Genomic DNA, 25,674 nt, shown 5'->3' with positions numbered 1-25,674 from the left:
CAGTTACCTGCGTGCACGCGTCTGCTTGCTGATCCAGTTTGCAAAAACTTGAACGGCGTCGTTCTTCTGACCTGTTGGCGTCGCGATGTAATAGGCGCTGTTCGACGTGTTGGCGATCTGGCCGATTTCGGTCAGAACGCCGGACGCCAGCTCTTCTTCAATCAAATACGAGGGCAGAATGGCGGCACCCAAACCGACGGCGGCGGCCTCGATCAGCATCGAGAACTGATCAAACCGCATCCCCGGAAAAACCGCCCCCGGATCCAGCCCGAGTTGAAAGTGATAAGTAGACCACAGCTCGGGGCGCGAGGTCAGATGTAAAAGCGGCAGTTCAAAGGTTTGCGCGCGGGTGTCCAGCCTGTGACGTCTCAGCAGCGCGGGTGCTGCCGTGACAACCAGATGCTCGGGGAACAACCTGCGCAATTGCGCGCCCGGCCAATCCTCCTGCCCGAAATGGATGGCCAGATCCATACGTCGTTCTTCAAGGCTGAAAGGCGTCGTGTAGGAGTGCAGGTCAAGTTCGATCCCGGGATGACGCGTTTTGAAATCCGGCAGGCGCGGCACCAGCCACCGTGTCGCAAAGGTGGGCAGGACGGCCAGGGTCAAAAGCGACGAACCGTCTCCGGCTGCAATTGCACGGTTGATCGTACCACTGAGACGTTCAAGATCACCTGCCAGCTCGTCCCGCAAGGCCCGCCCCGCTTTGGAAAGGCGCACTGCGCGTCCAACCCGCCGAAACAGCGTAACGCCAATCGCGGCCTCAAGCTCTCGGACCTGACGGCTGATCGCGCTTTGCGTCACGCCAAGCTCTTCGGCTGCCATGGTATAGCTTTCATGGCGCGCGGCGGCATCGAAACTGCGCATAAGGGCCAGCGATGGAAGCGAGTTGATCCGGGGCATGGAAATCATGAGTTTTAGTCACTGAAAAGATACTCATTGGCGTATTTTTCTCAAGTAACTTTGTGACTAAAACCGAATTTGATTGCAGAGGAAGGTTCATGGTGTTCCAGCGCGCAGACCGGTTGAACGGTATCGAATTGTCGGAAATCGTCCAGATCTCAGAGGCCGCCGCCCGTCTGCGCGCCCAAGGGCGTGATATTCTGGCGTTGTCAACCGGCGAACCGGACCTGCCGACGCCGCCCCATGTGGTCGAAGCTGCGCATTCTGCGGCACTGGAGGGCAAAACCAAGTACCCGCCCACTGCCGGTGTGCCTGCGCTGCGCACGGAGATTGCCCGACAGGCAGGTGCCGAGATGACCCAGGTCATCGTATCAACAGGCGCCAAACAGGTGATCGCCAATGCGATACTGGCCAGCGTGAATCCTGGCGACGAGGTCATCATGCCTGCACCTTATTGGACCAGCTATTCCGATATTGTCCGGATGGCAGGTGGTGTGCCGGTTGTTCTGCCCTGCCCGATAGATCAGGGCTTCAAATTGCTGCCTGAACAATTGGAGGCCGCCATCACACCGCGCACGCGCTGGCTGATGCTGAATTCACCGTCCAACCCGTCGGGCGCGATTTACGCGAAGGCAGAACTTGCGGGGCTGGCAGAAGTGCTGGAGCGCCACTCGCAGGTCTGGGTTCTGGCCGATGAGATTTATCGCCATCTCAGCTTTGCGCCTTTCACGTCCGCGGCCGAGGCCGCCCCGGCACTGACCAACCGCATGCTGATCGTCAACGGTGTGGCCAAGGCGTGGTCGATGACCGGATGGCGCATCGGCTGGGGGATCGGACCGTCCGAACTGATAAGCGCCATGGTCGCTGTTCAGGGTCAGGTCACATCGGGGGCATGCTCGATCTCGCAATGGGCGTCGCTGGCCGCGATCACTTGTGAACCCGAGTTGCTGGAGGAGCGTCGCGCCCTCTTTGCCGCGCGCCGCGATCAGGTCGTTGACGGGTTGAACGCGGTACCCGGGCTGCGCTGTTCCACCCCGGACGGGGCGTTTTACGCCTTTCCGTCCTGCACTGGCCTGCTGAAAGAACAAGGCGGGCCATTTGACAGTGACGCGGAATTCTGCACGTGGTTGCTGGAAGATGCCGGCGTTGCCCTGGTGCCCGGCCGCGCCTTTGGGATGCCGGGCCATCTTCGCCTGTCGTTCGCTTATGCTGAAGATACAATTGCAGCGGGCCTTGCGCGTCTGAAAACCGCTGTGGAAAGGAAACTTGCATGAAACCTCAATCCGCCCCGCACCTTGGCCCCTTCACCTGGGACGATCCGTTCCTGATGGAAGACCAGCTGGCCGAAGACGAACGCATGGTTCGTGATGCTGCACATGCCTACGCGCAGGACAAGCTGCTGTCTCGGGTAACTGCCGCGTTTGCCAATGAAGAAACCGACCCTGCCATCTTTCGCGAGATGGGTGAGATGGGTTTGCTGGGGACAACCATCCCCGAGGAATATGGCGGCATTGGATCCAGCTATGTGACCTATGGTCTGGTCGCGCGCGAGGTCGAGCGGGTGGACAGCGGCTATCGTTCCATGATGTCGGTGCAGTCCAGTCTGGTTATGTATCCAATCTACGCTTACGGCACCGAAGACCAGCGCCAGAAATACCTGCCCAAACTGGCAAGCGGCGAATTTATCGGCTGCTTCGGGCTGACGGAACCCGATGCCGGTTCGGACCCCGGCTCGATGAAGACTGTCGCGAAGAAAACCGAGGGCGGTTATGTGCTGAACGGGTCGAAAATGTGGATCTCGAACGCCCCGATCGCCGATGTGTTCGTCGTTTGGGCCAAATCCGAGGCGCATGGCGGCAAGATCAAGGGCTTTGTTCTGGATAAGGGAACTGCTGGACTGTCGGCCCCCAAGATCGAAGGCAAGCTGTCCCTGCGCGCCTCGATCACCGGTGAGATCGTGATGAACAATGTCGAGGTCGGCGAGGACGCCCTGCTGCCCAATGTCGAAGGTTTGAAAGGCCCGTTCGGCTGTCTGAACCGTGCCCGTTACGGCATTGCCTGGGGATCGATGGGCGCCGCCGAGGCGTGCTGGCACGCGGCCCGGCAATATGGGTTGGACCGCAAACAGTTCGGTCGCCCGCTGGCGCAGACACAACTGTTCCAGCTGAAGCTTGCCAACATGCTGACCGAGATCACGCTGGGCCTGCAAGCCGCGCTGCGCGTGGGTCGCCTGATGGACGAAGCCCGCGCCGCGCCCGAGATGGTCAGCCTGATCAAACGGAACAATTGCGGCAAGGCGCTTGAGATCGCCCGTCATGCCCGCGACATGCATGGTGGCAACGGGATCAGTCAGGACTTCCACGTGATCCGCCACATGGTGAACCTTGAAACCGTCAACACCTATGAAGGCACCCATGATGTGCATGCCCTGATCCTGGGCCGTGCGCAGACAGGTCTGCAAGCCTTCGCCTGAGGACATTTGACATGGATCGCGCCGCAATCGTGCATGACAATTTCCTGCGCCGGGTTGCGGCACGGGACTTTCCCGAAGGTGCCGCACCAGCGGGGCCTCTGACCGGCACCGACGCCGTGGCGCTTTACCGGGCGCAATGCCTGAGCCGGGCGCTGGACCGGCAAAGCCGCGCGATGCAGAAAGCGGGACAGGGGTTCTACACGATCGGATCGTCCGGGCATGAGGGCATGGCGGCTGTTGCGGCTGCCCTGCGCCCGACCGATCCGGCCTTTCTGCACTACCGCGATGCGGCCTTCCAGATTGCCCGCGCAGATCAGGTGCCGGGCCAAAGCCCGACATGGGATATTCTGCTGTCTTTTGCCTCGTCTTCCGAGGATCCGATCAGTGGCGGGCGTCACAAGGTTCTGGGATCAAAGGCGCTGTGCATTCCGCCGCAGACCTCAACCATCGCCAGCCATCTGCCGAAGGCGGTCGGCGCGGCATATGCCGTCGCCGCTGCACGGCGTCATCACCCTGAACATGCAGACATGCCCGAGGATGCCATCGTCTATTGCTCGTTCGGGGATGCCTCGGCCAACCATTCCACCGCACAGGGCGCGTTCAACACGGCGCAGTGGACGTCCTTTCAATCTGTGCCTCTGCCCCTTCTGTTCTGCTGCGAAGACAACGGGATCGGTATTTCGACCAAAACGCCGAAAGGCTGGATCGCGGCCACTTTCGCCAACCGTCCGGGCCTTAAGTATTTCTCGTGCGACGGGTTGGATCTGTTCGACACCTATCGCGTTGCGCAACAGGCGGCCGACTATGTGCGCAGCCGCAGGAAACCCGCCTTTTTGCATGTTCGAACTGTTCGTCTGTACGGTCACGCCGGGGCCGATATGCCAACCACTTATATGCCAAAGGCCGAGGTTGAGGCCGAAGAGGCCAACGACCCGCTGCTGCATTCCGTGCGCCTGCTGGATCAGTGCGGCGCGATGAGCCCGGAACAGGCGCTGAGCGTCTACAATGATACCTGCGCCCGGGTCGCCCGCGTGGCCGATCAGGCTGTTACACGCCCTCGCCTGCAAAACGCAAAAGAGGTGATGGCCAGCCTGATCCCGCCGGCACGCCCCTGCGCGCCGACCAACGGCCCAACACCCGAGCGTCGGGCCAAGGTATTCGGCGGCGATCTCAAGGCTCATTCCGAACCGCAGATCATGTCGCGATTGATCAACTGGGCACTGACCGATCTGATGCTGGAACATGACGAGATCGTCATGATGGGCGAGGATGTCGGGCGCAAGGGCGGCGTTTACGGCGTAACCCAAAAGCTGCAATCACGGTTTGGCCCTGACCGGATGATCGACACGTTGCTGGACGAACAGTCAATCCTGGGTCTGGCGATCGGCATGGCTCAGAACGGGTTCACGCCAATGCCGGAAATCCAGTTTCTGGCCTATCTTCACAATGCCGAGGATCAGCTGCGAGGTGAGGCCGCCACCCTGCCCTTTTTCTCGAATGGTCAATATACCAACCCGATGGTCGTGCGCATTGCCGGGCTGGGGTATCAAAAAGGGTTCGGTGGACATTTCCACAACGACAACTCGGTCGCTGTTCTGCGCGACATTCCAGGCCTGATCCTGGCCTGCCCGTCGAACGGCGCCGACGCCGCGCGGATGCTGCGTGAATGCGTACGCCTCGCGCGTGAAGAACAGCGGCTGGTCGTTTTCCTCGAACCCATCGCCCTCTACCCGATGCGGGACCTGCACGAGGCCGGAGACGGCGGCTGGATGCAAACCTATCCCGACCCTTCTGAAAAGATCGGCTTCGGCGAGGTGGGCGTTGACGGTGACGGCAACGATCTGGCCATCGTCACCTTTGGAAACGGCGTCTATCTCAGCCATCAGGCGCGCGCGGCCTTGCAGGCCGACGGGATCAAGACACGGATCATCGATTTGCGCTGGTTGTCCCCTTTGCCCAAAGCGGCACTGACACAGGCCGTGACCGGGGCCAAACGCATCCTGATCGTCGACGAAACCCGCCACCATGGCGGCGTGGCCGAAGCTCTGATGGCGCATTTTCACGAAACATGCGATGTGCCGCTGGCCCGCATCACCGCTGAAGACAGCTTTATCGCCACGGGCCCGGCCTATGCTGCAACCATGCCATCGAAGGACAGCATCGAAGCCGCCGCGCGATCCTTGATGGAGGCCGGCACATGAGTTCCGCCAAACAGACTGCCGTCGTCATCTGCCCTGGCCGCGGTACTTACAACAAACCCGAGCTGGGTGTCTTGGGCCGGCAATTCAGCGACAAAGCGCTTCTGAGGCGCTTTGATGAAATGCGGCGCACGCAGGGGCAAGACACGCTCAGCGAACTGGACGGTGCGTCCCGATATTCCATTGCCAAGCACACGCGCGGCGACAATGCATCTGCTTTGATCTATGCCGCGACTTTGGGCGATTTCCGCGCCATCAATCCTGACAAAATCGAAGTGGTTGCGGTGACGGGAAATTCGATGGGCTGGTATTCGGCGCTGGCCTGCGGCGGTGCGCTGTCCGCCGAAGGAGGGTTCGAGGTGGTCAACACCATGGGCACTCTGATGCAGGAAAACATGATCGGTGGGCAATTGATCTATCCTTTCATGGATTCCGACTGGCATCCTGACCAGGCCCGCAAGGCAGAGCTGCTTGCCTTGGTGGATGACATTGACCGAACCGATGCAACGCTGACCCTGTCGATTGATCTGGGCGGCATGTTGGTGCTTGCAGGCGACGACGCCGGTTTGGCCGCGTTCGAAAAGGCCGTACCGGTGGTTCAAGAACGTTTTCCCATGCGATTGGCCAACCATGCCGGGTTCCATTCGCATCTTCAGGCTCCCGTCTCGGCGCAGGGTCGCATGCAACTGAGCGCTGGCCTGTTTCGACAGCCGGACCTGCCCCTGATCGACGGGCGTGGCCGGATATGGTGGCCCGGAGCGTGCGACCCGAATGCACTTTGGGATTACACCCTGGGCCATCAAGTGACCGAAACTTATGATTTCACCCATGCCATCGCACAGGCCGCGCACGAGTTCGCACCGGATCTGTTCATTGTGACCGGTCCCGGCACCACGCTGGGCGGTGCCGTCGCGCAAAGCCTGATCCTGACCAATTGGTCCGGACTGTCGGACAAGTCGACATTTCAGTCTCGCCAAAGAAACAGCCGGATTCTGTGTTCGATGGGCATGGATGATCAACGGAAACAGGTGACATGAACCTGCGGGCCCGCCGGTCAGCCTCGGAGCCGGCGCGCCGAGGCTGCCAAGCCGTTTCAGAAAACCGGTGCAGGAAGTCCGGTTTGTCATTTCCGTCGCTATTCAATGCGATAGAAACGTTCTGATGTGCCGCGAAAGACGTCGTCCAGCATCGACGCCGGGATGAGCGTCTCATGCCGGGAAACGGTTTCCTTGTAGGTCGAGGTAAGGCTGTCGACCGGGAAATTCGATCCGAACATGCAACGATCGGCGCCAAATTGCGACAGGCAGGTTGAAACGATCGGCGAGACGCTTTCAGCATTCCAATCGTGGTCGAACATTCCCAGGCCGGAGAGTTTGCAAAAGACATGTGGCAGGTTTGACAAGGCCGTCAATTCATCTGCCCACCGCGGCAACCCTTGCGGTGTCCGGTCGTATGGCGAACCTGCGTGGCAAAGAGCGATCCGGGTCTCCGGCGCCTGTGCAAGGACATTCGCGGTTTGACCCATCAGCTCTGGCAGCAGTTGAAGATCAAAGGAAAGACCGCGCGCGCCCAGTTGCTTCAGACCAGTCAAGAACTGTGGGTCTTCAAGTAACGCGTTCGTGCCAGTTGAGGCGTCTTCACCCGGAGCGCGGCCAATAATCTGACGAACGCCGCGCATCGAAGGCAGGGTTTGAAGACGGTCGAGCTGTGCATCCAGATCATCCGAGGTCAGATCGCAAAATGCCACCTGCACCAACGGCCAGTCAGGGAACTGGTCGGCAACGGATTGTACCCACTGCGCCTCGGCCCAGGGGTCAGCCGCGCCGACCTGAATGTGAACCGAAGCGCCGAACCCCATGGCTTCGGCGTCTGCGCGAAACTCCGGCAGCAAATAGTCCCGCTGGATGGAAGACGGATCGCCGAAAAACCGAACGATACCTTTCTCCATAAGCCAGGGGTAGTGCACGGCCGAAAGGTCCCACAGGTGGTGATGCGCATCTATCCTCATGATGCTTCAATCCCGGTGGTGCGCGCCAGAATATCCACACCCTGCCCTTTCCAGAAATGCAGCAAGTCGATGAAGATCCAGTTTTCGGCCAGCTTGTCTTCGACGCGGCGATAGATATCGATCACCCTGAATTCGCCGGGTTTTCCGGTGGCTGGCATCCCCATGAAACCCCCTGTGGGCGTGGCAGTAAAGTTGGGCCATCCAAAGAAGCCACCGTAATGCCCTTCGGCCAGACGGCAGACGTGATTGGTCTTTGACCGATCCGTGAAGGCGGCGCGAAACGGTCCGGAGTGTTGCCTGGCATAGCGTTCTATCGTGTAGGTCGCGCCAATTCCTTCGGGCCCCCACCAGATCATGTCCTGGTGCCACGTGCGCGCCAATTCTTCTTCCAGCGACAGTCCGCTGTCCCAACGGCCCAAATCCGCGATCATCGCGTTGACGACCGCCAGCGTCTTTTCGCCTTCGTCTGCGGGCTGCGCATCGTGCAGCAAACCATCATGGGACCTTGGTCCGGGCTGCACCAGATGTGCCGCGGTCTGCGGGGGAAACGGATTCTGGCCTGCCTGAACCATCAGGTGCGGGATGTCGAAATACATCGCCGTTTCGACAATTCTGCCACCGGCAACCTTGTAGAACGCGCAATATCGCAGGAATGCCATCTTGCCGGTCGGGCGAATACCCAGCCACGGACGGTCGAACAGCCCCAACAGATGGCCCATGGCAACAACCCAAACGTCGGTTTCTTTCCGCAACGCGTTTTGCCCCGCAAACAGAATATCCACTCGGTTCTGCAAATGCGCAAGGCTGCCCTTCAGCGGCTGCCAGAATTGCCGGGCAACCTGTTCGGCGCCGTTGATTTCGTTGAAGGGATGAAAGCCGCGCCACCTCAAGTCCGGAGCGCAGAATTGGCTCATCACCTTCGGAGTTTCCGTCACTGCGGCGGAGTCCAATGCGGTGTGAAACGCAGAGATCAGTTTTTTTTCTGTCTGAAAGTTCACGGTTTTTACCATTGTAGTCAAAGTATTGCGAGCGGCACAAAGCCAGGTTGAGTCGGATTCATCTGTTATTTTTGCATACGTATGCAAAAAAGTCTTGCCTGATTTGATACATGCGAATTACAGTTTTGCAAACGTATGCAAAACGATTCCTTGCAGGGGGCACCATGGCGGAAATTCAATTGCGGAACGTCGGCAAGCGATGGGGCTCATTCGTTGGGGTTCACAATTTCGACCTGACGATTGCAGATCGTGAGTTTCTGGTGCTGCTCGGCCCATCAGGCTGCGGCAAGACAACCACCATGCGCATGATCGCCGGCCTTGAAGACGTGACGGAAGGCGAAATCCTTGTCGACGGCAAAGTGGTCAATGATCTGGAACCCAAGGACCGCGACGTGGCGATGGTGTTCCAGAGCTACGCTCTGTATCCCAACATGAACGTTTACGAGAACATCCGCTTTCCGCTGAAAGTGCGCGGTATCGACCCGGCGACCCACGACGAAAAGGTGCGCCGCGCCAGCGCCATGGTGGAACTGGACGATTTCCTGCATCGCAAGCCAGCCGAGTTGTCGGGTGGTCAGAGACAGCGTGTAGCACTTGCACGTGCCATCGTGCGCGAACCCAACGTGTTCCTGATGGACGAGCCGTTGTCCAATCTGGACGCCAAGCTGCGGGTTTCCACCCGGGCCCAGATCAAGAACCTGAGCCATGAGCTGGCGGTCACCACCATTTACGTCACCCACGACCAGATCGAGGCCATGACCCTTGCGGACCGCGTCGTCGTGATGAAACAGGGCGTGGTTCAGCAGGTCGGAAGCCCGACCGAAATTTATGACAGTCCCGCCAATACTTTCGTCGCCAGCTTCATCGGTTCACCTGCCATGAATTTAATGGATGGCGAAGTGGCGGGCGGAATATTCCGCGCCGAGCATGTCGAAATTGCGGTGGATGCACCGGATGGCCCAATGACGCTGGGCTTCAGGGCCGAAGATGCCAGCCTTGCCGATGGCAAAGGTCAGATCACCGCTCCGATCTATACGCTGGAATTGCTGGGCGACGCGACCATGATCTCGGTTCGGGTCGGCGGGGCCCTGGTTTCGGTGAAAGCAGACAAAGCATTCCGCGCCGAGATAGGAGAAACGGTCTCGTTCTCGGTGCCGACGGAAATCTGTCATCTCTTCGAAGCTGGAAGCGGTGCGCGGATCGGGGGCTGACCCCACAAATGGCCCGCAAGGGCATAACACCGGTCCGGACGTCGACGACGGACCGATCCTGACAGGGAGAAACCTATGAAACTCAAGACGATCCTCATGGCCGGTGCCATGTCCATCGCCGCCAGCGGCGCGTGGGCAGATTGCGCCTTTGAAAACGATGTGCCGCTAAAATCACTGTCCGCTGGTTTTGAAGCCTGGAAGGCGGTCACCGATGCGATGGCAGAATGCGGCAATTTCAGCGCATCGCTGGATCAGGAATTCCGCGAAAAGCAGCCCGAAGCATTTGCTGCGGATCCCGCGCTTTACCAGATCGGCGGTGTTTCGAACGCAACCCTGGTGCCGTTGCTGAACGCAGGCACGATCCGCCCGCTGGATGATCTGGTCGAAAAATACGGCCAGGACCTTCTGCCCAACCAGTTGATCAAGGTCGATGGCAAGACCATGGCCATTGCGATGATGGTGAATGCGCAGCACCTGATGTATCGCGATGATGTTCTGGCCGAATTGGGCATCGAAGAACCAAAATCCTACGCCGACGTCCTGGTCGCAGCCGCCAAGATCAAAGAAGCCGGCGTCATGGACTATCCGATCGGGGGAACCTTCAAGACCGGTTGGAACCTCGGCCAGGAATTCGTCAACATGTACCTTGGCGAGGGCGGCTCGTTCTTTGGCGACGGCAATATGCCCGGGATCAACAACGAGCAGGGCGTCGCAGCGCTGGAAACACTGAAAGCCATGACCGAGTACATGGATCCGGAATATCTGGTTTCCGACTCGACCTACGTTCAGCAACAGTTCCAGCAGGGCAAGATCGCCATGGCGAACCTGTGGGCCAGCCGTGCAGCCGCGATGAATGATGAGGCCGAAAGCCAGGTCGTCGGCAAAGTCACCATGGCCGCCGCGCCGATGGGTTCGGCAGTGCCGGCAACCACCATCTGGTGGGACGGCATCGTTCTCGCTTCGAACATGAGCGACGAAGAGGCTGAGGCTGCCTTCCGCGTCGCACTTGAGGGCATGGACGGCGAAATGGTCAGCGCAAACAACGACGTCGCTGTTTGGCTGAGCCCTGCCTATTCAGCGGGTGCTTTGGCGGCAGGAGCAGCCGCTTCGGCTGAAGCGGGTGCAAAGGCGTACCCGGCATCTGGCCCGATGGGCATCATGCACACTGCCCTCGGCAACGGTCTGGCCGACTACCTGACCGGCGCCAAGGATGCTCAGACAACGCTGGCCGATATCGAGGCGGATTACATCACTGCCGCGAAAGAAGCCGGTCTGATCAGCAACTGATCCTCCCCTGGGAGGGCTACGGCCCTCCCGCCCCTTCTCCTCGAGAGTCATGAGAAAGGCAGAGCCATGAATTTCCGGACATTTGCCGCATTTGTCGGCCCCTCTGTCTTTATGATGCTTCTCTTTATCGCGTTTCCGCTGGTCAGCGTGTTCAAGCAGAGTTTCTACGTCACTCAGCCGATCTATGAGTCGGTCGAAAAGGAAACCTGCACGCCCGGTTTCCTGACGCAGACTTGCGTGACCGAGATGGTTTCGCAGCCAAAACTTGACGAACATGGCGAGGTCATTACCCAAACCCAATATGTCGGTTTGCAAAGCTATCGCAACGTATTGGAGCCTGAACGCGCATGGCGCGCCATAAGCGACGGCAGTTGGCATGTGCTGTCTACGATCAACTTCTGGAAGGCACTTCGGTTTACCCTGACCTTCACCTTGATCACTCTGCCGCTGGTGGTCGGGTGCGGGCTTGGGATCGCGATTCTGATTAACAATGCGGCGCGGTCCATCCGCGGTCCGGTGATCTTTGTATCCCTGCTGCCCTTCATCATCACACCCGTGATCGGTGTGCTGTCGATCAACTGGCTGTTCCGGGGCGACGGCATCCTGACCGCAATGATGGAATGGTGGTTGAACCGGGATATCGCCCTGTTCGCCCAAGCCTGGACCATCGAAATACTGATGATGCTCTACCGCGTCTGGCACGTGGCGCCGTTCGCGGCCATAGTCTTCTATGCCGGACTGCAAACGGTCAATCAGGACAGTCTTGAAAGTGCCGTGATTGACGGTGCGACCCGTTGGCAGCGCCTGAAATACATCGTCATTCCGCACCTGATGCCGCTGATCATATTCGTGTCGATGATCCACCTGATGGACAGCTATCGGGTGTTCGAAGAGATCGTTGGTTTTTCAAGCCAGGGCTACGTCATCTCGCTTCAGTGGCTGACCTTCGACTACCTGACGCCGGATCAGGCCGGCAACCGGTCGATCAGCCGGGCGTCCGCCAATTCGATGCTGACCATGATCGGTGTCGTCATCCTGCTTATCCTGCCGCTGCGCCGTACGTGGCGCGACCATAAAGGAGGTCACTGACATGTCCTCGCGTGCGCTTCGCCAGCCCTTCAGCCTGCGGTTGACCTCGAACATCTTCCTTGCGCTCTGGTGCCTGGTAGCGGCCTTTCCGATCTTCTGGATCGTGGTGATGAGCTTCAAGTCACCCGTCGATGCGTTCGACAGCAACGCGCTGAACGTGATCTTCGGGCCGGCCACGCTGAGCGTCGGAAAGGGCTTGTCGCTGCTGGATATCATTCTGGGCATCGCGGTTATCTGGGGCACGATCTTCGCTGCCACCAAGACACTGCTTTCGATGATAAAATCCTACACCAAGCCCGGGCAGGAATGGTTTGGCTGGCTGATCGGTGTGCTGGTCATGCTGGTGGGTTTCCTGCTGGTGTTCTTCGTGGTCCTACCTGCAATCCTGAACGTGTTGAACCCGCTGTTTGGCCCACTGGGACGGGATGTGCTTGGTCTGACGACCGAGCATTACAAAACCGTCTGGATCGACCGGGGCTTTTCGAACAACTTCAAGAACTCGCTGATCGTGACGACGGGCGTGGTTACGGTATCACTGACGGTGGGCACATTGGCGGGCTACGGTCTGGCGCGGTCAGGATCAACTTTGGCCTTCTGGATCCTGATCGTTGCACTGGTGTTCCGAGCCCTGCCGCATTCGGTTCTGGTGGCAGGCTATCTGCCGGTGTTCATCAACTCGGCCGAATGGCTCAGCCCGATCTTGGGCGAAAACGCACCAACCTTGTACGGCAAGCCTTTTGCGGTGATTGCTGTTTTGGTTGCGATCAACCAACCCTTTACGATCTGGATGCTGCGCTCGTTCTTCCAGAACATCCCGTCCGAATTGGATGAGGCCGCCCGCGTTGATGGATGCAGCCACTTTCAGGCCTTCCGCCGTGTCATCATGCCGGTGATGTGGCCCGGCGTTATCACCACAGGGCTGTTCAGCTTCCTGCTGGCGTACAACGATTTTCTGGTCACCGCGCTGCTGCTTGATGCGCAGAACCAGACCATGGTTCCCGCCATCGTCGGCATGTTCAATCGCGAGACAACGACGACCGATCAGGTCGTTGCGGTTGCCGCTGCCGTGTCGATCACCGCGCCTTTGATCTTCCTCGTGCTGATTTTCCAGCGCCAGATTGTCAGCGGTCTGACAGCAGGGGCGGTGAAAGGCTGATGAGCAAGAACGCCCGACATAATGCCATGACGCGCCACCCGGCGCTGAACAGGATGCCGAGGGATTTTCTGAGCATTGGGATCGCATATCCCAATCCCTCCCCTCGGCAACCTGAAAGGATAAGAAGATGAAAGGTTCCCGTCCCGAACAGGCGGTTCTGACCCGCGACACGGACATGAGCAAAACCGACGACACACGCCGCGTGATCGAAACAATGGTTGATGGTCTGAACGACCACCGCATCGACGATATAGGAGAGTTCTTTACCCAAGGCTTCCGCTGGATGGGCAATCAGGGCTGCGGCACCAAGACCGGCCTGAAGGAATTTCAGAACAACTGGCAGCGCCCGTTTCAAGCAGCCTTTTCGGACAAGACCTGCATCGACGAAGCACGCCTTTACATGGGTGAATGGGCCGCCGCCTTCGGCCGCCAGGAAGCCACGCATTCCGGCGAGTTTCTGGGCATTGCCCCCACGGGCAAGCGTGTCGAAATCAGGTACATGGACTTCTGGAAAGTGGTCGACGGCAAGATTGTCGACAACTGGGTGAATGTCGATTTTGCCCACGTTGCGGCTCAACTGGGCGTGGACCTGTTCAACGGCGAAGGCTGGGAAGCATTTGACCGGGGCGAGAAGACTCCGCCACGGCCGGAAAACTGAGGATTGGAAAGATGGCAATCGAGTATCTTAAACGCGGTAAATCCGATGCAGACCGGGCGGAAGATGATGCCAAGACCCGCGCCGTGGTCGAAGCGACGCTGAAAGACATCGAAACCCGTGGGGATGCCGCGGTGCGCGAGTTGAGTGAGAAGTTCGACAATTACTCACCTGCCTCGTTTCGCCTGAACCAGCAGGAAATTGATGACCTGATCGGGCAATTGTCCGATCGTGAGCTGGCCGATATCAAGTTCGCGCAGGAACAAGTGCGCAATTTTGCGCAGGCGCAGCGGGATTCAATGCTGGATATCGAGGTTGAAACCCTGCCGGGCGTCATTCTGGGGCACAAGAACATCCCAGTACAATCGGTGGGGTGCTATGTTCCCGGCGGCAAGTTCCCGATGGTCGCCTCGGCGCATATGTCGGTGGCCACGGCCTCGGTCGCTGGTGTTCCGCGCATCATCGCATGCACGCCCCCGTTTCAGGGCAAGCCCAATGCAGCGGTAATTGCCGCCATGCACTTGGGTGGCGCGCATGAGATCTATGTCATGGGCGGCATTCAGGCCATCGGAGCCATGGCATTGGGCACCGAAACAATAGATCCGGTTCACATGCTTGTTGGCCCCGGCAACGCATTTGTCGCGGAAGCCAAACGCCAGTTGTTCGGTCGTGTCGGGATCGATCTTTTTGCAGGGCCGACCGAAACGATGGTCATTGCCGATGAGACCGCCGCAGATGCGGAGCTGTGCGCAACCGATCTTCTGGGGCAGGCCGAACATGGATATAACAGTCCCTGTGTGCTGCTGACCAATTCGCGCAAACTGGCCGAAGACACGCTGATCGAAGTTGACCGTTTGCTGGGTATCCTTCCGACAGCAGACACCGCCAAAGTATCGTGGGATGAATACGGCGAAGTGATCGTCTGCGACACTTATGACGAGATGTTGCGGGTTGCCGATGACATTGCCTCGGAACATGTGCAGGTGATGACTGACCGCGACGACTGGTTCCTTGAGAACATGACCTGCTATGGGGCGTTGTTCCTTGGGCCGCGCACCAATGTTTCGAACGGGGACAAGGTGATTGGCACCAACCACACGCTGCCCACCAAGAAGGCCGGACGTTACACGGGTGGTCTTTGGGTTGGTAAATACCTGAAGACGCACAGCTATCAAAAAGTTCTGACGGATGAGGCCGCGACGCTGATCGGCGAGTATGGCTCGCGCCTGTGCATGCTCGAAGGGTTCGTTGGTCACGCGGAACAGTGCAACGTTCGTGTGCGTCGATATGGCGGAATCAATGTGCCCTACGGTGCGCCGGCGCCTTACCGGGACGCTGCCGAATGAGTGACAAACACACACATCACAAGGTCCTGATCGAACCGCTCAGGGCCGCGATGTATGACTTCAACGAGGCTGATGTGCGTCGGGTCCTTGCAGATCTCACGTCACCGGATGCCGTGTTCCGTCTGTGTCATCCCTTCGGGGACAGCATCGGCAGTGATGCTTTCTATGACACTGGCTACAAAGACTTGCTGGCGGCCTGGCCCGATCTTGAACGACGGGACTATATCGTCATGGCCGGCCCGGATGAGTTCGGCGCAGATTGGGTCGGATGCGGTGGCTATTACACCGGTGTTTTCACTGGCCCCTGGCTGGATATCCCGCCGACGGGTCATCAGGTCACGATGCGGTTTCATGAATTCTACCGCTTCGAAAACGGCAAGATCGTCGAGATGCAGGCACTGTGGGACATCCCCGAAGTCATGATGCAGGCAAATGCCTGGCCGATGGCGCCAAGTCTGGGCCGTGAATGGCACGTCCCCGGGCCTGCCACCCAGGACGGTTTTGTCCCCGGTCCTTATGATGAAGCCAAGGGAAAACAGACCTGCCAGCACATCATCGACATGCTTGATCATCTGAAAAAGCACCCATCCGAAGGTGGACCTGAAGTGATGGATATGGAGCGGTTCTGGCACCCGCACATGAACTGGTACGGTCCTTCGGGTATCGGCACCGGCCGCGGGTACGCAGGGTTCCGCAACTGGCATCAGATCCCGTTTCTCAACGGTATGCCGGACCGCGGAAAATATGTAGACGACATCACCTATCATTTCTTTGGTGACGGGGAATATGCGGCCGTGACCGGCTGGCCCAACATGATCCAGACCGTCACAGATGACGGTTGGATGGGTATCGCGCCATCAGGTAAGAAGATCACCATGCGCAGCCTCGATTTCTGGCGTTTGGAAAACGGCAGGATCCGGGAAAATTGGGTGCTGGTTGATTTGCTGGATGCGTACCGTCAGCTTGGCGTTGACGTCTTTGCCCGTCTGCGGGAATTCAATAAAGCCCGAAATATGGGTCGTATTGAAATACCGGATGGAATGAGCTGATGACTGAATTGCCGCGCACCCCTTCATTTTCTCTGAGTGGAAAAACCGCCCTTGTGACCGGAGCCTCCTCGGGTATCGGGCAGGGGTGTGCGGTAGCGCTGGCCGAGGCGGGTGCACATGTTGTTTGTGCGGCCAGAGGGGCGGATCGGTTGAACGACACCGTCGCCGCCTTGCGGGATCACGGCTGGTCGGCCGAAGCGCTTGTGATGGATCAGGGTGATCTGGATGCCCTAAAACAGCTTTTCGATCACCGCACTTTCGATATCGTGGTGAATTCAGCCGGGGTCGCACGGCACAGCGCGGCCATCAAAACCACGCCCGATGACTTTGATGTTGTCACCAACGTCAATTTGCGCTCGGCCTACTTCCTGTCCGCCTACGCCGCCCGCGCTTTGATCAGTGCAGGAAAGCCGGGATCGATCATCCATATCTCCAGCCAGATGGGGCATGTCGGCGGGGTCGACCGGGCGCTTTATTGTGCGACCAAACATGGGCTTGAGGGCATGGTCAAATCCATGGCCATCGAATGGGGCAAACAGGGCATTCGGATCAACACGGTCTGCCCGACTTTCATCCGAACGGCGCTGACCCAATCCACTTTCGACAATCCTGAACGCGCGGCTTGGATCATGGAAAAGATCAAACTGGATCGCGTGGGAGAGGTCGAAGATATCATGGGCGCAGTGCGCTATCTCGCCTCGGACGCCTCTGCGCTGATCACAGGCACGTCAATGCTAATCGACGGGGGTTGGACAGCAGATTGATGGCCGAAAAAGTAACATCCCTCCAGGTCGCCCAACTGGCTGGTGTCAGCCAGTCCGCCGTCAGCCGCGTATTCACGCCCGGCGCGTCCGTCAGCAAAAAGACCGAAGAAAAAGTGCGCAAAGCCGCCGCTGAACTGGGCTATCGCCCAAACGTTCTGGCCCGCGCGATGGTGTCCGGGAAAAGTCGCATCATCGGATTGGTGGTCGCCTATCTGGACAACTACTTCTACCCCGAGGCACTTGAGAAACTGTCCAATGCCCTGCAGGAACAGGGCTATCACGTCCTGATTTTCATGGCCTCCAGAACCGCTGGAAACATTGACGACGTGATGGAGGAAATCCTCGACTATCAAGTCGATGGCGTCATTCTGGCCTCGGTTGCGATGTCTTCAGACATTGCCACCCGGTGCCAGCAAGCAGGCGTGCCCGTGGTTTTGTTCAACCGCAGCCAGGACCTCGACGGGATCACGTCTGTTACTTCTGACAACTATGCCGGTGGTCGCAAAGTTGCGGAATTTCTGATCTCCGCCGGGCACAGTCGTATCGCCTATATTGCCGGTTGGCAGGGTGCCTCAACCCAGCGGGACCGTGAGGCCGGCTTCCGCGCCGCGCTCAACGATGCGGGCCAGAAATTGTATGCACACGAAATCGGAGATTTTCACACCGAGAAAGCGCGTTTGGCTGCCCGCCGGATGTTTGATGTCGAACCGCAGAAACGGCCTGACGCCGTGTTTGTCGCCAATGATCATATGGCGCTTGCGGTCATGGACGTCATCCGGTTCGAGTTGGGATTGCGCGTGCCCGAAGACGTGTCCGTCGTCGGCTACGATGACGTCCCTCAGGCCGGTTGGCTTGCTTACAATCTTACGACCATTCGTCAGCGGGCCAATTTGATGGTTGCTGAGACCGTTGATGCTCTGCTGGATCATATCGAAAACCCGATAACTGCGGCGGCACGTAAAGTCGCCATCGATGGGCCGTTGATCGTGCGTACATCGGCCCGACTGCCCAAAGGCTGGGCCCCTCAAAGGATGAATTCATGAAAGGTTTCGATCCCAAGTTCCGGGATTTCCCCGACTATATCATCGGCATCACCAAAGAGATCTGGGAAGATCGGGGTATCGCCACGCTGCATGAGTATTACAGCGAAGACATTGTGGTACGCTCACCCGGTTCGGTGGTGTTGGGCAATCAGAATGTGATCGGCGCAACGATGGCGACGCTGGCCGAGTTTCCGGACCGGCAGCTGTTGGGCGAGGATGTGATCTGGTCCGGCACGCCGGAAGAAGGCATGCTGAGCTCTCATCGGATCATTTCAACAGCCACGCATTTGGCCGAGGGTGTCTATGGCAAGCCCACCGGCACCAAGCTGCGTTACCGGATTCTTGCTGATTGCCACGCCATCGACAATCAGATCAACGATGAATGGCTGATCCGCGATCAGGGTGCGATTGTGCGCCAGATGGGCTGGGATCCCAAGGAATACGCCGCCGATCTGATCGCCCGGGAAGGCGGCAAGGAGAACTGCGTCAAGCCTCTGACCCCCGAAATCGATCAGCCCGGACCATACAAAGGCCATGGGAATGACAATGAATGGGGGCAGCGCTATGCTGACATTCTGACGCGGATCATGAATGCAGATATGGGCGTGATCGGTTCAGAATATGACCGCGCTGTTCAGTCTGAATATGTAGGCGGCGTGACCGGACATGGCTGGGATGCCGTCGACCGTTTCTGGATGGGACTGCGGGCAAGCTTTCCGAATGCGGAATTCAAGATCGAGCATCAGATCGGGCGAGATGACCCTGATATGCCTCCGCGCGCGGCAATTCGCTGGAGCCTTTGGGGCAAGCATGACGGCTGGGGCGTGTTTGGCGCGCCGACTGGTGCGCAGGTTTATGTTCTCGGGATCAGCCACGCTGAATTCGGCGCACTTGTTGCGGGGCAGCCGCAGTTGCGCCGTGAATTTACTCTGTTCGATGAAACCTCGGTCTGGAAGCAGATCCTGTTGCAGAACGGCGAGGTCTGAGTGGGCCGCCCGGTCTCATATCGCATCCTGTCGGGCGGTCTGTCCGAACCCCGGACCGTTCGGCGTTTCCATATGTACCGTCAAAGCCTGAGGGCGCGGCGACTGAACCTGCGCCCGCCCGGAAAGTAAGGGCCTGTCCTGATTGGGCACACGAGCTTTCTTTCCAAAAACGTTAAATCGGATCGTACGTCATGACAAAATCATCCATCCCTTCCCGCATCGTCCGCTATGGCGCGCTTCAACCCTGTAAAACCGCTTTTATCGATGCCCATACTCCCGGCAGCGATCAGAAAGAGAACTTCACGATAATCGGCGGCGGCGTCTCGGAATCCCCGGACCAGCATGTCCACATCACCGACAAGATCGGCTTCAACATCGGAGCGGCCGGGCAGCCGCCGAAATGCCGCAACTCACTGCACAGCCACACCACGGCCGAGGTCTTTTTCGTCGCCAAGGGTCGTTGGCGGTTTTTCTGGGGCCGCTACGGCACGGCCGGGGAATTCATCGCCGAGGAAGGAGACATCTTCAACATTCCAACGGGGATTTTCCGGGGCTTTGAGAATGTCGGCCAGGATTATGGAATGATCATGTCGATCCTGGGCGGAGACGATGCGGGTGGCGGCGTCACCTGGGCGCCTCAGGTGATCGAAGATGCGCAGGCACATGGTCTGATGCTGGGCGACAATGGCGTTCTGTACGACTCCAAACTGGGCCAGGAACTGCCCCATAATGTTCGCCCGATGCCTGTGCTGACCGAAGAACAACTGAAAAGCTATCCCGAAGTTCCTGTCGAGGATGTGGTCGGCAAATACGTTGCGCGGTATTGGGATCTGATGGCGTTGTCGGCCAATAAGCCCGCAATGGTGATTGGCGAAAACGCCTTGATCAAGGACAAACCCGGATTCGAGGTCGATTTTCTGGGGCGCGGATCCGCAGTGACCCAACCGACCGCTGCCGAGAAGCCAGTGGTTCTGATGCCGGCCGGCGGTTACTGGCGTGTTTCGATTGACGGGTACGAGACCACGATCTCGGTGGGCGACACGGCCTTGGTTCTACCCGGCGAAACCTATGGCATTCAACCGTCAATGACCGGACAGGCGGGCCTGTACCGGATCACCGCAACCGATGACCCGGCAGGAGCGACCTGGACAGGATGAACGCGGACCCGAATGACACCCACGCCGTTTATGAACGGCAGGCGACCGAATACGACAGGCGCCGTTCCAAGGCCCTGTTCGAAGCGCGCTGGTTGGCGCGCTTCACTGCCAGCCTGAAGCCGGGTGACCGCGTATTGGACTTGGGCTGCGGCTCGGGCGACCCCATTGCCCGTTGGTTCATGGCCGAAGGGTTCGACGTCACGGGTATCGATTTTTCCGACGCCATGCTTGCCATTGCCCGCGACCGTTGGCCCGATGGGGACTGGCGCAACGCGGATATGCGGAACTTTGAACTGGACCAACAGTTCGACGGCATCATCGCCTGGAACAGTTTTTTCCACCTTACGGCGGAAGAGCAGAAAGACTGTATCGCCCGGATGGCGCGCCATTTGCGGCCCAAGGGAATGCTCATGCTGACCGTCGGACCTCGTGCCGGAGAGGTCAGCGGCACGGTGGGATCAGAGCTTGTCTACCACGCGTCGCTGTCCCCGGCCGGTTATGCGGGGTGTCTTGAGAAAAACGGGCTGCAAATGACCGGATACCTAGCCGAAGACCCAGAAGCCCAAAGCCACACGATCCTGATGGCACGAAAAATTTAAGGAGGTCCCCATGACCGTAAAAACAACACATGTTGGCTCTCTGCCCCGAACGCAGGACGTCGTGGATTTTATTTTTGCCCGCGAGAACGGCGAACCTTATGACACAGGTGCCTTTGATACCTGCATGGCCAAGGCCGTGGCCGAAACGGTGCGCAAACAGGTCGAAGCCGGTGTTGATATCGTCAGCGACGGCGAAACTTCGAAAATCTCTTATGCGACCTATGTCAAGGATCGCTACACCGGGTTTTCGGGCGACAGCCCTCGCAATGCGCCGGCAGACCTGAAAATGTTCCCCGGCTTTCTGCAAAGACTGGCCGATGATGGCGGTACGCCACAATACGCAAGGCCGATGTGCACGGGTGAGGTGCGATCAAAAGGGCAAGGCGAGTTGCAAAAGGACATCGCCAATCTCAAGGCGGCCATGGCTCGACACGGGGCCGAGCGCGGCTTCATGAATGCCGCGTCTCCCGGAGTGATCTCGTTGTTTTTGCAGAATGATTTCTACCCTACGCGTGAGGCCTATCTGGCAGCGTTGGCCGACGCGATGAAGGACGAATACGAAACCATCGTCGCCGCCGGGTTGGACCTGCAACTGGATTGCCCCGATCTTGCCCTGTCGCGCCACATGCTGTTCACCGACCTGTCTGATGAGGCGTTCATCAAGATTGCCGACATGCATGTCGAGGCCCTGAACCACGCGCTTCAGAACGTCCCCCAGGATCGCGTACGGGTACATATTTGCTGGGGCAACTACGAAGGCCCGCATTGCTGTGACATCGCCATGGACAAGGTCTTCAGCACCCTGATGGCGACCAAGTCGCGCTATGTCCTGTTCGAAACGTCCAATCCGCGGCATGCCCATGAATGGACTGTCTTCCGGGACCGCAAGGCCGAGATTCCCGATGACAAGATTCTGGTGCCTGGCGTGGTCGACACCACGACCAATTTCGTAGAACATCCCGAACTTGTGGCCCAACGGATTGACCGGTTCACGGAAATCGTGGGACCGGACCGGGTGATCGCGGGCAGCGATTGCGGCTTTGGCACTTTTGCGGGATTCGGTGCCGTCGATCCCCAGATCGCCTATGCCAAGCTGGCGGCGTTGTCCGAAGGGGCAAAGCTGGCTTCGGCATGAAACCTCTGATCTTGTTGCCGGGCATGATGTGTGATGCCCGGCTTTTTGGCCCTCAGATCAATGCTCTGTCGGGCAGAATGCCCGTGATGACCTTTCCGTTGTCTCATCACGACAGCATAGAGGCCATGGCCCAGGATATCCTTAGCAATGCGCCACCGGTTTTCACGCTGGCCGGGCTGTCCATGGGGGGTATCGTGGCGATGGAAGTAGCGCGCCAAGCCCCCGAACGTGTTTCGCGTCTGGCTTTGCTTGACACCAATCCACTGGCGGAAAAGCCAGAGGTAAAAGCGCGCCGTGCGCCGCAGATGTCCGCCGTTCGCAACGGTCAGCTGAGGACCGTGATGCGTGACGAGATGAAGCCCGGTTATCTGGCTGACGGACCGAACCGGGGGGCGATCCTGGATCTGTGCATGGCAATGGCCACCGACCTGGGCCCTGACGTTTTCATACGTCAGTCCAGGGCGCTTATGAACCGACCGGACCAAAGCGAGACACTGACGGCCTATGCCGGAAGGGCTCTGGTTTTGTGCGGGCGTGAAGACCGGCTTTGCCCTGTTGAGCGCCACCGACTTATGCATGACCTGTTGCCACGAAGCTCGCTTAAGATCATCGGCGACGCGGGTCATCTCCCGACATTGGAACAACCTGAAAAAACAACAGCGGCGCTGTCCCGCTGGCTGGAGGACACATGACACCGTCCCTTTTGTCTTTGCTTCGCAAAGTCGATACGCCAACTGTCTGCAATGCCATCGAGGTGGCACAGGGCAGGCGCGGGTTCGACAGGTTCACGCGTGGCACCATGCTAAGCTCGGCCCCCGAAGGGCCTGCCATCGTCGGCTACGCGCGCACCGCCAAAATTGCTGCGGTCAATCCCCCGACTGAGCCGCCCGATATCATCAAAGCCCGACGCATGGCCTATTACAAGTACATGGCCGAGGCACCCGGCCCTTCAATCGCCGTGATCGAGGATCTGGATTATCCCGATTGCATCGGCGCTTATTGGGGTGAGATCAATACGACGGTTCACAAGGGTTTCGGCATGTCTGGCGCTCTGACCAACGGTGTCATGCGGGATCTCGGGGATTTGCCCCAAGGGTTCCCGGTTGTCGCTGGTTCCATCGGACCGAGCCATGGTTTCGTCCATGTCCGTGAGATTGACACTCAAGTGTCGATTTTTGGTCTGACAGTTGACCCCGGTGATCTGGTTCACGCCGATCGTCATGGCGCATTGGTCATACCGAATGATGTCGTCGATCAATTGGAAGGTGCAATCCAAAAGCTTTTGGCGACAGAACGTACTGTTCTGGACGCAGCCCGCGAACCCGCGTTTGATTTCGAAGCATTTGAAACCGCCTGGGCCGCCTTTGAAAAAGCAAGGGTCTGATCGCAACAAGCGGGGACAATGAACGCCGACTGGGCGAAAAGCACTTACAAGTCCCTTGCTCGTCAACCCAGAGCAAGACGGCCTTTGCCAACGCAATGCCCGTGACGAAGGGTTACCCACATCTGTCTGTCCGATGGCGGCGTCGCGCCGCTGCCGGTGACGTCCGAACGCAAACCGGACCGTTTCAGACAGCAATCCAATACTCCGGAGTGTGCGGGGCTTCAGATCCGTTCAGCCCCGCCTGAAATCCGCGTTTCCAGACAGGTTCCGGAATGAACATTTAAGCCCCATGAGAAGCAAAGCCCTGCGCATCCCTTCGCGTTTCTCCGATCACGTTCAGCAAGGCATCTACATCTGCACGTACGGTTCGTGTTGCCGCTTCGCGCACCGGGCCAAAACCGCGGATATCCAGCGGGGCTGACAGAATTTTCAGACAGGTTTCCGCCTCCAGCTCGTGGCTGGCTTTTTCAATGCGATCCAAGACAGTCAAAAACCAGGCCAGGGTTTCGTTTTCAAGCTTGCGGTTCCTTGAAAACCGGAATGGATCAAGCCAGCCGCCGCGAAGCCTGCGTGCACGCGAAAGAAGCCTCAGAACGGGGGTCATCCAACCACCATAGCTTCGCTTGCACGGTCGCCCGCGAGCATCCTTGCGACCGGTCAGAACCGGTGGCGCGAGGTGGTATTTGATCCGAAAATCCCCTTCGAACTCGGACCGCAATTGTTTCTCGAATTGTTGCGATGTCAGCAACCGGGCGACCTCGTATTCGTCCTTGATTGCCATGAGGCGAAACAGGGATTTTGCCGCAAGCGAAAGCGCTTCCTCGCGTATCTGGTCTGGCAGTGCCGCGGACAGACAGGCCAGGCGATCCCGGTACTGTTGCGCATAGGCGTCATCGTGGTAGGTCGCCAATTCTTCGGACCGGTAATCGATTATCTGCTGCGATGTTTCTTGCGAAAAGCTCTTCTCCTTCGGATTCAGCATCTGTGGGTTTGCAGCGATCACTCGCCCCAGATCAAAGGCCATTATGTTGGCCTCGATCGCGGTTCCATTGAGCTTGATCGCCTGTTTGATTGCAACCTCACTGATCGGAATGGTCCCCAACTGCCACGCGACACCAAACAGCAAGGTATTGGCAAAGACCGAATCCCCCAGCAGATCCACGGCCAACTGGTTTGCATCCAGACCGAAGACATTTTCTTCGCCGACGGTCCGGCGTATCAACGCTTCTCGTTCGTCGACCTTGAGCTGGGCATCGCGGTGCAGAACAAGGTCGCCTGTTGGCATTTCCGCACGGTTCAGTACGACCTTTGTGCCCTTGCGATAGTGAACCGAGGCTTTGGGCGCCGAAGACACGACCACGTCACACCCAACGACGGCGTCGGCGCTTTTGGCTTCAATTCGGACCTGATTGATTTCTTCGGGCGTGCGGGCAATGCGAACATAGCCGACAACCGTACCGAATTTCTGGGCGAACCCGGTGAAATCCAGCACGCTGGCGCCTTTGCCTTCCAAATGCGCCGCCATCGTCAGAACGGCGCCCACCGTTACGACACCGGTGCCACCGACCCCACCGACCAAAAGATCGTAAGGCGCGTGCAGGTCAGGAAGCTGCGGGTCGGGAACCTTGGCAAGAAGCGACGGGATATCCAGTTTCTGCTTGGGTTCTTTTCGCCGCATCGCCCCTTCCACCGTAATGAAACTGGGGCAAAACCCGTTCAGGCAGGAAAAGTCCTTGTTGCACGAGTTCAGGTTGACCTTTCGCTTGCGGCCCAATGGGGTTTCCAATGGCTCGATACTCAGACAGTTGCTTTCGACAGAGCAATCGCCGCAGCCTTCGCACACTGCGGGGTTGATGAACGCAAACCGCTTGGGGTCTTCTGTTTTTCCACGCTTGCGGCGACGACGTTTCTCGGTGGCGCAGGTCTGCTCGTAGATCAAAACCGTCACACCTTGGATGTCACGCAACTCACGCTGCACGGCATCCATCTCTTCCCGGGGGTGAAAGCTTGTTCGTGCCGGAAAATCGCTGGAATCGAACTTCGTTATATCGTCTGAAACCAACGCGATCCGGTCCACACCTTCTGCGCGACAGGTCTGCGCGATCCCGGAAACGCTGACGGGGCCGTCAACAGGCTGCCCCCCCGTCATTGCCACTGCGTCATTGTAAAGGATCTTGTAGGTGATGTTCGTACCCGCCGCCACGGCCTGGCGAATGGCAAGCGACCCGGAATGGTA

General features: G+C 58.5%; 23 protein-coding genes. 19 read left to right on the top strand and 4 right to left on the bottom strand.

Annotated features, from left to right (window positions below):
• Positions 1–3: 3 nt before the first annotated feature.
• Complete coding sequence (locus tag AC2FNN_RS14015; RefSeq protein ID WP_496759159.1) at positions 4–900, bottom strand: LysR family transcriptional regulator; 897 nt, start codon at positions 898–900, stop codon at positions 4–6.
• A gap of 98 nt (positions 901–998) precedes the next feature.
• Between AC2FNN_RS14015 and AC2FNN_RS14010 the strand changes: the two genes are divergently transcribed.
• Genes AC2FNN_RS14010 through AC2FNN_RS13995 form a run of 4 tightly spaced genes read left to right on the top strand, consistent with a single transcriptional unit; the run spans position 999 to position 6,608 of the window.
• Positions 999–2,174, top strand: coding sequence for a pyridoxal phosphate-dependent aminotransferase (locus AC2FNN_RS14010; protein WP_496759158.1), 1,176 nt, complete (start codon positions 999–1,001; stop codon positions 2,172–2,174).
• Positions 2,171–3,373 (top strand): acyl-CoA dehydrogenase, encoded by a 1,203-nt coding sequence (locus AC2FNN_RS14005; protein ID WP_496759157.1) that lies wholly within the window; start codon positions 2,171–2,173, stop codon positions 3,371–3,373. Before AC2FNN_RS14010 ends, AC2FNN_RS14005 begins: the two co-directional genes overlap by 4 nt.
• 11 nt (positions 3,374–3,384) lie before the next feature.
• Entirely contained in the window at positions 3,385–5,574 is a 2,190-nt protein-coding gene (locus AC2FNN_RS14000; RefSeq protein ID WP_496759156.1) for a thiamine pyrophosphate-dependent enzyme, read from the top strand.
• Positions 5,571–6,608: an ACP S-malonyltransferase gene (locus AC2FNN_RS13995; protein WP_496759155.1), complete on the top strand. Its 1,038-nt coding sequence runs from the start codon at positions 5,571–5,573 to the stop codon at positions 6,606–6,608. Before AC2FNN_RS14000 ends, AC2FNN_RS13995 begins: the two co-directional genes overlap by 4 nt.
• Positions 6,609–6,706: 98 nt before the next feature.
• On the opposite strand, the gene AC2FNN_RS13990 is transcribed toward AC2FNN_RS13995, so the two are convergent.
• Positions 6,707–7,579 (bottom strand): amidohydrolase family protein, encoded by an 873-nt coding sequence (locus AC2FNN_RS13990; protein WP_496759154.1) that lies wholly within the window; start codon positions 7,577–7,579, stop codon positions 6,707–6,709.
• A complete protein-coding gene (locus tag AC2FNN_RS13985; RefSeq protein WP_496759153.1) occupies positions 7,576–8,589 on the bottom strand; it encodes a nuclear transport factor 2 family protein in 1,014 nt (337 codons plus the stop codon). The genes AC2FNN_RS13990 and AC2FNN_RS13985 overlap by 4 nt, the downstream gene beginning before the upstream one ends.
• A 152-nt stretch (positions 8,590–8,741) precedes the next feature.
• Between AC2FNN_RS13985 and AC2FNN_RS13980 the strand changes: the two genes are divergently transcribed.
• The 15 genes from AC2FNN_RS13980 (at position 8,742) to AC2FNN_RS13910 (ending at position 23,438) form a co-directional block, all read left to right on the top strand.
• Positions 8,742–9,788, top strand: coding sequence for an ABC transporter ATP-binding protein (locus AC2FNN_RS13980; protein ID WP_496759152.1), 1,047 nt, complete (start codon positions 8,742–8,744; stop codon positions 9,786–9,788).
• Between the two features lie 75 nt (positions 9,789–9,863).
• Positions 9,864–11,075 (top strand): ABC transporter substrate-binding protein, encoded by a 1,212-nt coding sequence (locus tag AC2FNN_RS13975; RefSeq protein WP_496759151.1) that lies wholly within the window; start codon positions 9,864–9,866, stop codon positions 11,073–11,075.
• 66 nt (positions 11,076–11,141) lie between these two features.
• Positions 11,142–12,164: a carbohydrate ABC transporter permease gene (locus AC2FNN_RS13970; RefSeq protein ID WP_496759150.1), complete on the top strand. Its 1,023-nt coding sequence runs from the start codon at positions 11,142–11,144 to the stop codon at positions 12,162–12,164.
• 1 nt (position 12,165) lies between these two features.
• Entirely contained in the window at positions 12,166–13,320 is a 1,155-nt protein-coding gene (locus AC2FNN_RS13965) for a carbohydrate ABC transporter permease (protein ID WP_496759149.1), read from the top strand.
• Positions 13,321–13,447: 127 nt separating this feature from the next.
• On the top strand, positions 13,448–13,978 hold the full coding sequence (locus tag AC2FNN_RS13960) for an ester cyclase (protein WP_496759148.1): 531 nt from the start codon (positions 13,448–13,450) through the stop codon (positions 13,976–13,978).
• An 11-nt stretch (positions 13,979–13,989) separates the two neighbouring features.
• A complete protein-coding gene (gene hisD, locus AC2FNN_RS13955) occupies positions 13,990–15,321 on the top strand; it encodes a histidinol dehydrogenase (protein ID WP_496759147.1) in 1,332 nt (443 codons plus the stop codon).
• Complete coding sequence (locus AC2FNN_RS13950; RefSeq protein ID WP_496759146.1) at positions 15,318–16,370, top strand: ester cyclase; 1,053 nt, start codon at positions 15,318–15,320, stop codon at positions 16,368–16,370. The genes hisD and AC2FNN_RS13950 overlap by 4 nt, the downstream gene beginning before the upstream one ends.
• Positions 16,370–17,134 carry an SDR family NAD(P)-dependent oxidoreductase gene (locus AC2FNN_RS13945; protein ID WP_496759145.1) on the top strand — a complete coding sequence of 255 codons (765 nt, stop codon included), beginning with the start codon at positions 16,370–16,372 and terminating at the stop codon, positions 17,132–17,134. Before AC2FNN_RS13950 ends, AC2FNN_RS13945 begins: the two co-directional genes overlap by 1 nt.
• Positions 17,134–18,177: a LacI family DNA-binding transcriptional regulator gene (locus tag AC2FNN_RS13940; protein WP_496759144.1), complete on the top strand. Its 1,044-nt coding sequence runs from the start codon at positions 17,134–17,136 to the stop codon at positions 18,175–18,177. The genes AC2FNN_RS13945 and AC2FNN_RS13940 overlap by 1 nt, the downstream gene beginning before the upstream one ends.
• Complete coding sequence (locus AC2FNN_RS13935) at positions 18,174–19,163, top strand: nuclear transport factor 2 family protein (RefSeq protein ID WP_496759143.1); 990 nt, start codon at positions 18,174–18,176, stop codon at positions 19,161–19,163. Before AC2FNN_RS13940 ends, AC2FNN_RS13935 begins: the two co-directional genes overlap by 4 nt.
• A gap of 191 nt (positions 19,164–19,354) precedes the next feature.
• Positions 19,355–20,320: a cupin domain-containing protein gene (locus AC2FNN_RS13930; RefSeq protein WP_496759142.1), complete on the top strand. Its 966-nt coding sequence runs from the start codon at positions 19,355–19,357 to the stop codon at positions 20,318–20,320.
• Positions 20,317–20,919 (top strand): class I SAM-dependent methyltransferase, encoded by a 603-nt coding sequence (locus AC2FNN_RS13925; protein WP_496759141.1) that lies wholly within the window; start codon positions 20,317–20,319, stop codon positions 20,917–20,919. Before AC2FNN_RS13930 ends, AC2FNN_RS13925 begins: the two co-directional genes overlap by 4 nt.
• A 10-nt stretch (positions 20,920–20,929) precedes the next feature.
• Positions 20,930–22,054, top strand: coding sequence for a cobalamin-independent methionine synthase II family protein (locus tag AC2FNN_RS13920; RefSeq protein ID WP_496759140.1), 1,125 nt, complete (start codon positions 20,930–20,932; stop codon positions 22,052–22,054).
• Positions 22,051–22,746 carry an alpha/beta fold hydrolase gene (locus AC2FNN_RS13915; RefSeq protein WP_496759139.1) on the top strand — a complete coding sequence of 232 codons (696 nt, stop codon included), beginning with the start codon at positions 22,051–22,053 and terminating at the stop codon, positions 22,744–22,746. The genes AC2FNN_RS13920 and AC2FNN_RS13915 overlap by 4 nt, the downstream gene beginning before the upstream one ends.
• Positions 22,743–23,438: an RraA family protein gene (locus tag AC2FNN_RS13910; protein WP_496759138.1), complete on the top strand. Its 696-nt coding sequence runs from the start codon at positions 22,743–22,745 to the stop codon at positions 23,436–23,438. Before AC2FNN_RS13915 ends, AC2FNN_RS13910 begins: the two co-directional genes overlap by 4 nt.
• A 280-nt stretch (positions 23,439–23,718) precedes the next feature.
• Here AC2FNN_RS13910 and AC2FNN_RS13905 read toward each other — a convergent pair.
• Positions 23,719–25,674, bottom strand: a 1,956-nt coding sequence (locus AC2FNN_RS13905; RefSeq protein ID WP_496759137.1) for an indolepyruvate ferredoxin oxidoreductase family protein, incomplete at its 5' end; no start/stop codon positions are given.

The sequence above is a fragment of the Ruegeria sp. BHSA118 genome (assembly GCF_059613405.1).
The sequence above is the reverse complement of the archived record's forward strand: the minus strand, read 5'-3'. Positions and strand labels throughout refer to the sequence as shown.

Excerpts from the sequence above, each read along its gene's own strand:
- AC2FNN_RS14015 (WP_496759159.1), bottom strand. The coding sequence starts at position 900 with ATGCCCCGGATCAACTCGCTTCCATCGCTGGCCCTTATGCGCAGTTTC.
- AC2FNN_RS14010 (WP_496759158.1), top strand. The coding sequence starts at position 999 with ATGGTGTTCCAGCGCGCAGACCGGTTGAACGGTATCGAATTGTCGGAA.
- AC2FNN_RS14005 (WP_496759157.1), top strand. The coding sequence starts at position 2,171 with ATGAAACCTCAATCCGCCCCGCACCTTGGCCCCTTCACCTGGGACGAT.
- AC2FNN_RS14000 (WP_496759156.1), top strand. The coding sequence starts at position 3,385 with ATGGATCGCGCCGCAATCGTGCATGACAATTTCCTGCGCCGGGTTGCG.
- AC2FNN_RS13995 (WP_496759155.1), top strand. The coding sequence starts at position 5,571 with ATGAGTTCCGCCAAACAGACTGCCGTCGTCATCTGCCCTGGCCGCGGT.
- AC2FNN_RS13990 (WP_496759154.1), bottom strand. The coding sequence starts at position 7,579 with ATGAGGATAGATGCGCATCACCACCTGTGGGACCTTTCGGCCGTGCAC.
- AC2FNN_RS13985 (WP_496759153.1), bottom strand. The coding sequence starts at position 8,589 with ATGGTAAAAACCGTGAACTTTCAGACAGAAAAAAAACTGATCTCTGCG.
- AC2FNN_RS13980 (WP_496759152.1), top strand. The coding sequence starts at position 8,742 with ATGGCGGAAATTCAATTGCGGAACGTCGGCAAGCGATGGGGCTCATTC.
- AC2FNN_RS13975 (WP_496759151.1), top strand. The coding sequence starts at position 9,864 with ATGAAACTCAAGACGATCCTCATGGCCGGTGCCATGTCCATCGCCGCC.
- AC2FNN_RS13970 (WP_496759150.1), top strand. The coding sequence starts at position 11,142 with ATGAATTTCCGGACATTTGCCGCATTTGTCGGCCCCTCTGTCTTTATG.
- AC2FNN_RS13965 (WP_496759149.1), top strand. The coding sequence starts at position 12,166 with ATGTCCTCGCGTGCGCTTCGCCAGCCCTTCAGCCTGCGGTTGACCTCG.
- AC2FNN_RS13960 (WP_496759148.1), top strand. The coding sequence starts at position 13,448 with ATGAAAGGTTCCCGTCCCGAACAGGCGGTTCTGACCCGCGACACGGAC.
- hisD (WP_496759147.1), top strand. The coding sequence starts at position 13,990 with ATGGCAATCGAGTATCTTAAACGCGGTAAATCCGATGCAGACCGGGCG.
- AC2FNN_RS13950 (WP_496759146.1), top strand. The coding sequence starts at position 15,318 with ATGAGTGACAAACACACACATCACAAGGTCCTGATCGAACCGCTCAGG.
- AC2FNN_RS13945 (WP_496759145.1), top strand. The coding sequence starts at position 16,370 with ATGACTGAATTGCCGCGCACCCCTTCATTTTCTCTGAGTGGAAAAACC.
- AC2FNN_RS13940 (WP_496759144.1), top strand. The coding sequence starts at position 17,134 with ATGGCCGAAAAAGTAACATCCCTCCAGGTCGCCCAACTGGCTGGTGTC.
- AC2FNN_RS13935 (WP_496759143.1), top strand. The coding sequence starts at position 18,174 with ATGAAAGGTTTCGATCCCAAGTTCCGGGATTTCCCCGACTATATCATC.
- AC2FNN_RS13930 (WP_496759142.1), top strand. The coding sequence starts at position 19,355 with ATGACAAAATCATCCATCCCTTCCCGCATCGTCCGCTATGGCGCGCTT.
- AC2FNN_RS13925 (WP_496759141.1), top strand. The coding sequence starts at position 20,317 with ATGAACGCGGACCCGAATGACACCCACGCCGTTTATGAACGGCAGGCG.
- AC2FNN_RS13920 (WP_496759140.1), top strand. The coding sequence starts at position 20,930 with ATGACCGTAAAAACAACACATGTTGGCTCTCTGCCCCGAACGCAGGAC.
- AC2FNN_RS13915 (WP_496759139.1), top strand. The coding sequence starts at position 22,051 with ATGAAACCTCTGATCTTGTTGCCGGGCATGATGTGTGATGCCCGGCTT.
- AC2FNN_RS13910 (WP_496759138.1), top strand. The coding sequence starts at position 22,743 with ATGACACCGTCCCTTTTGTCTTTGCTTCGCAAAGTCGATACGCCAACT.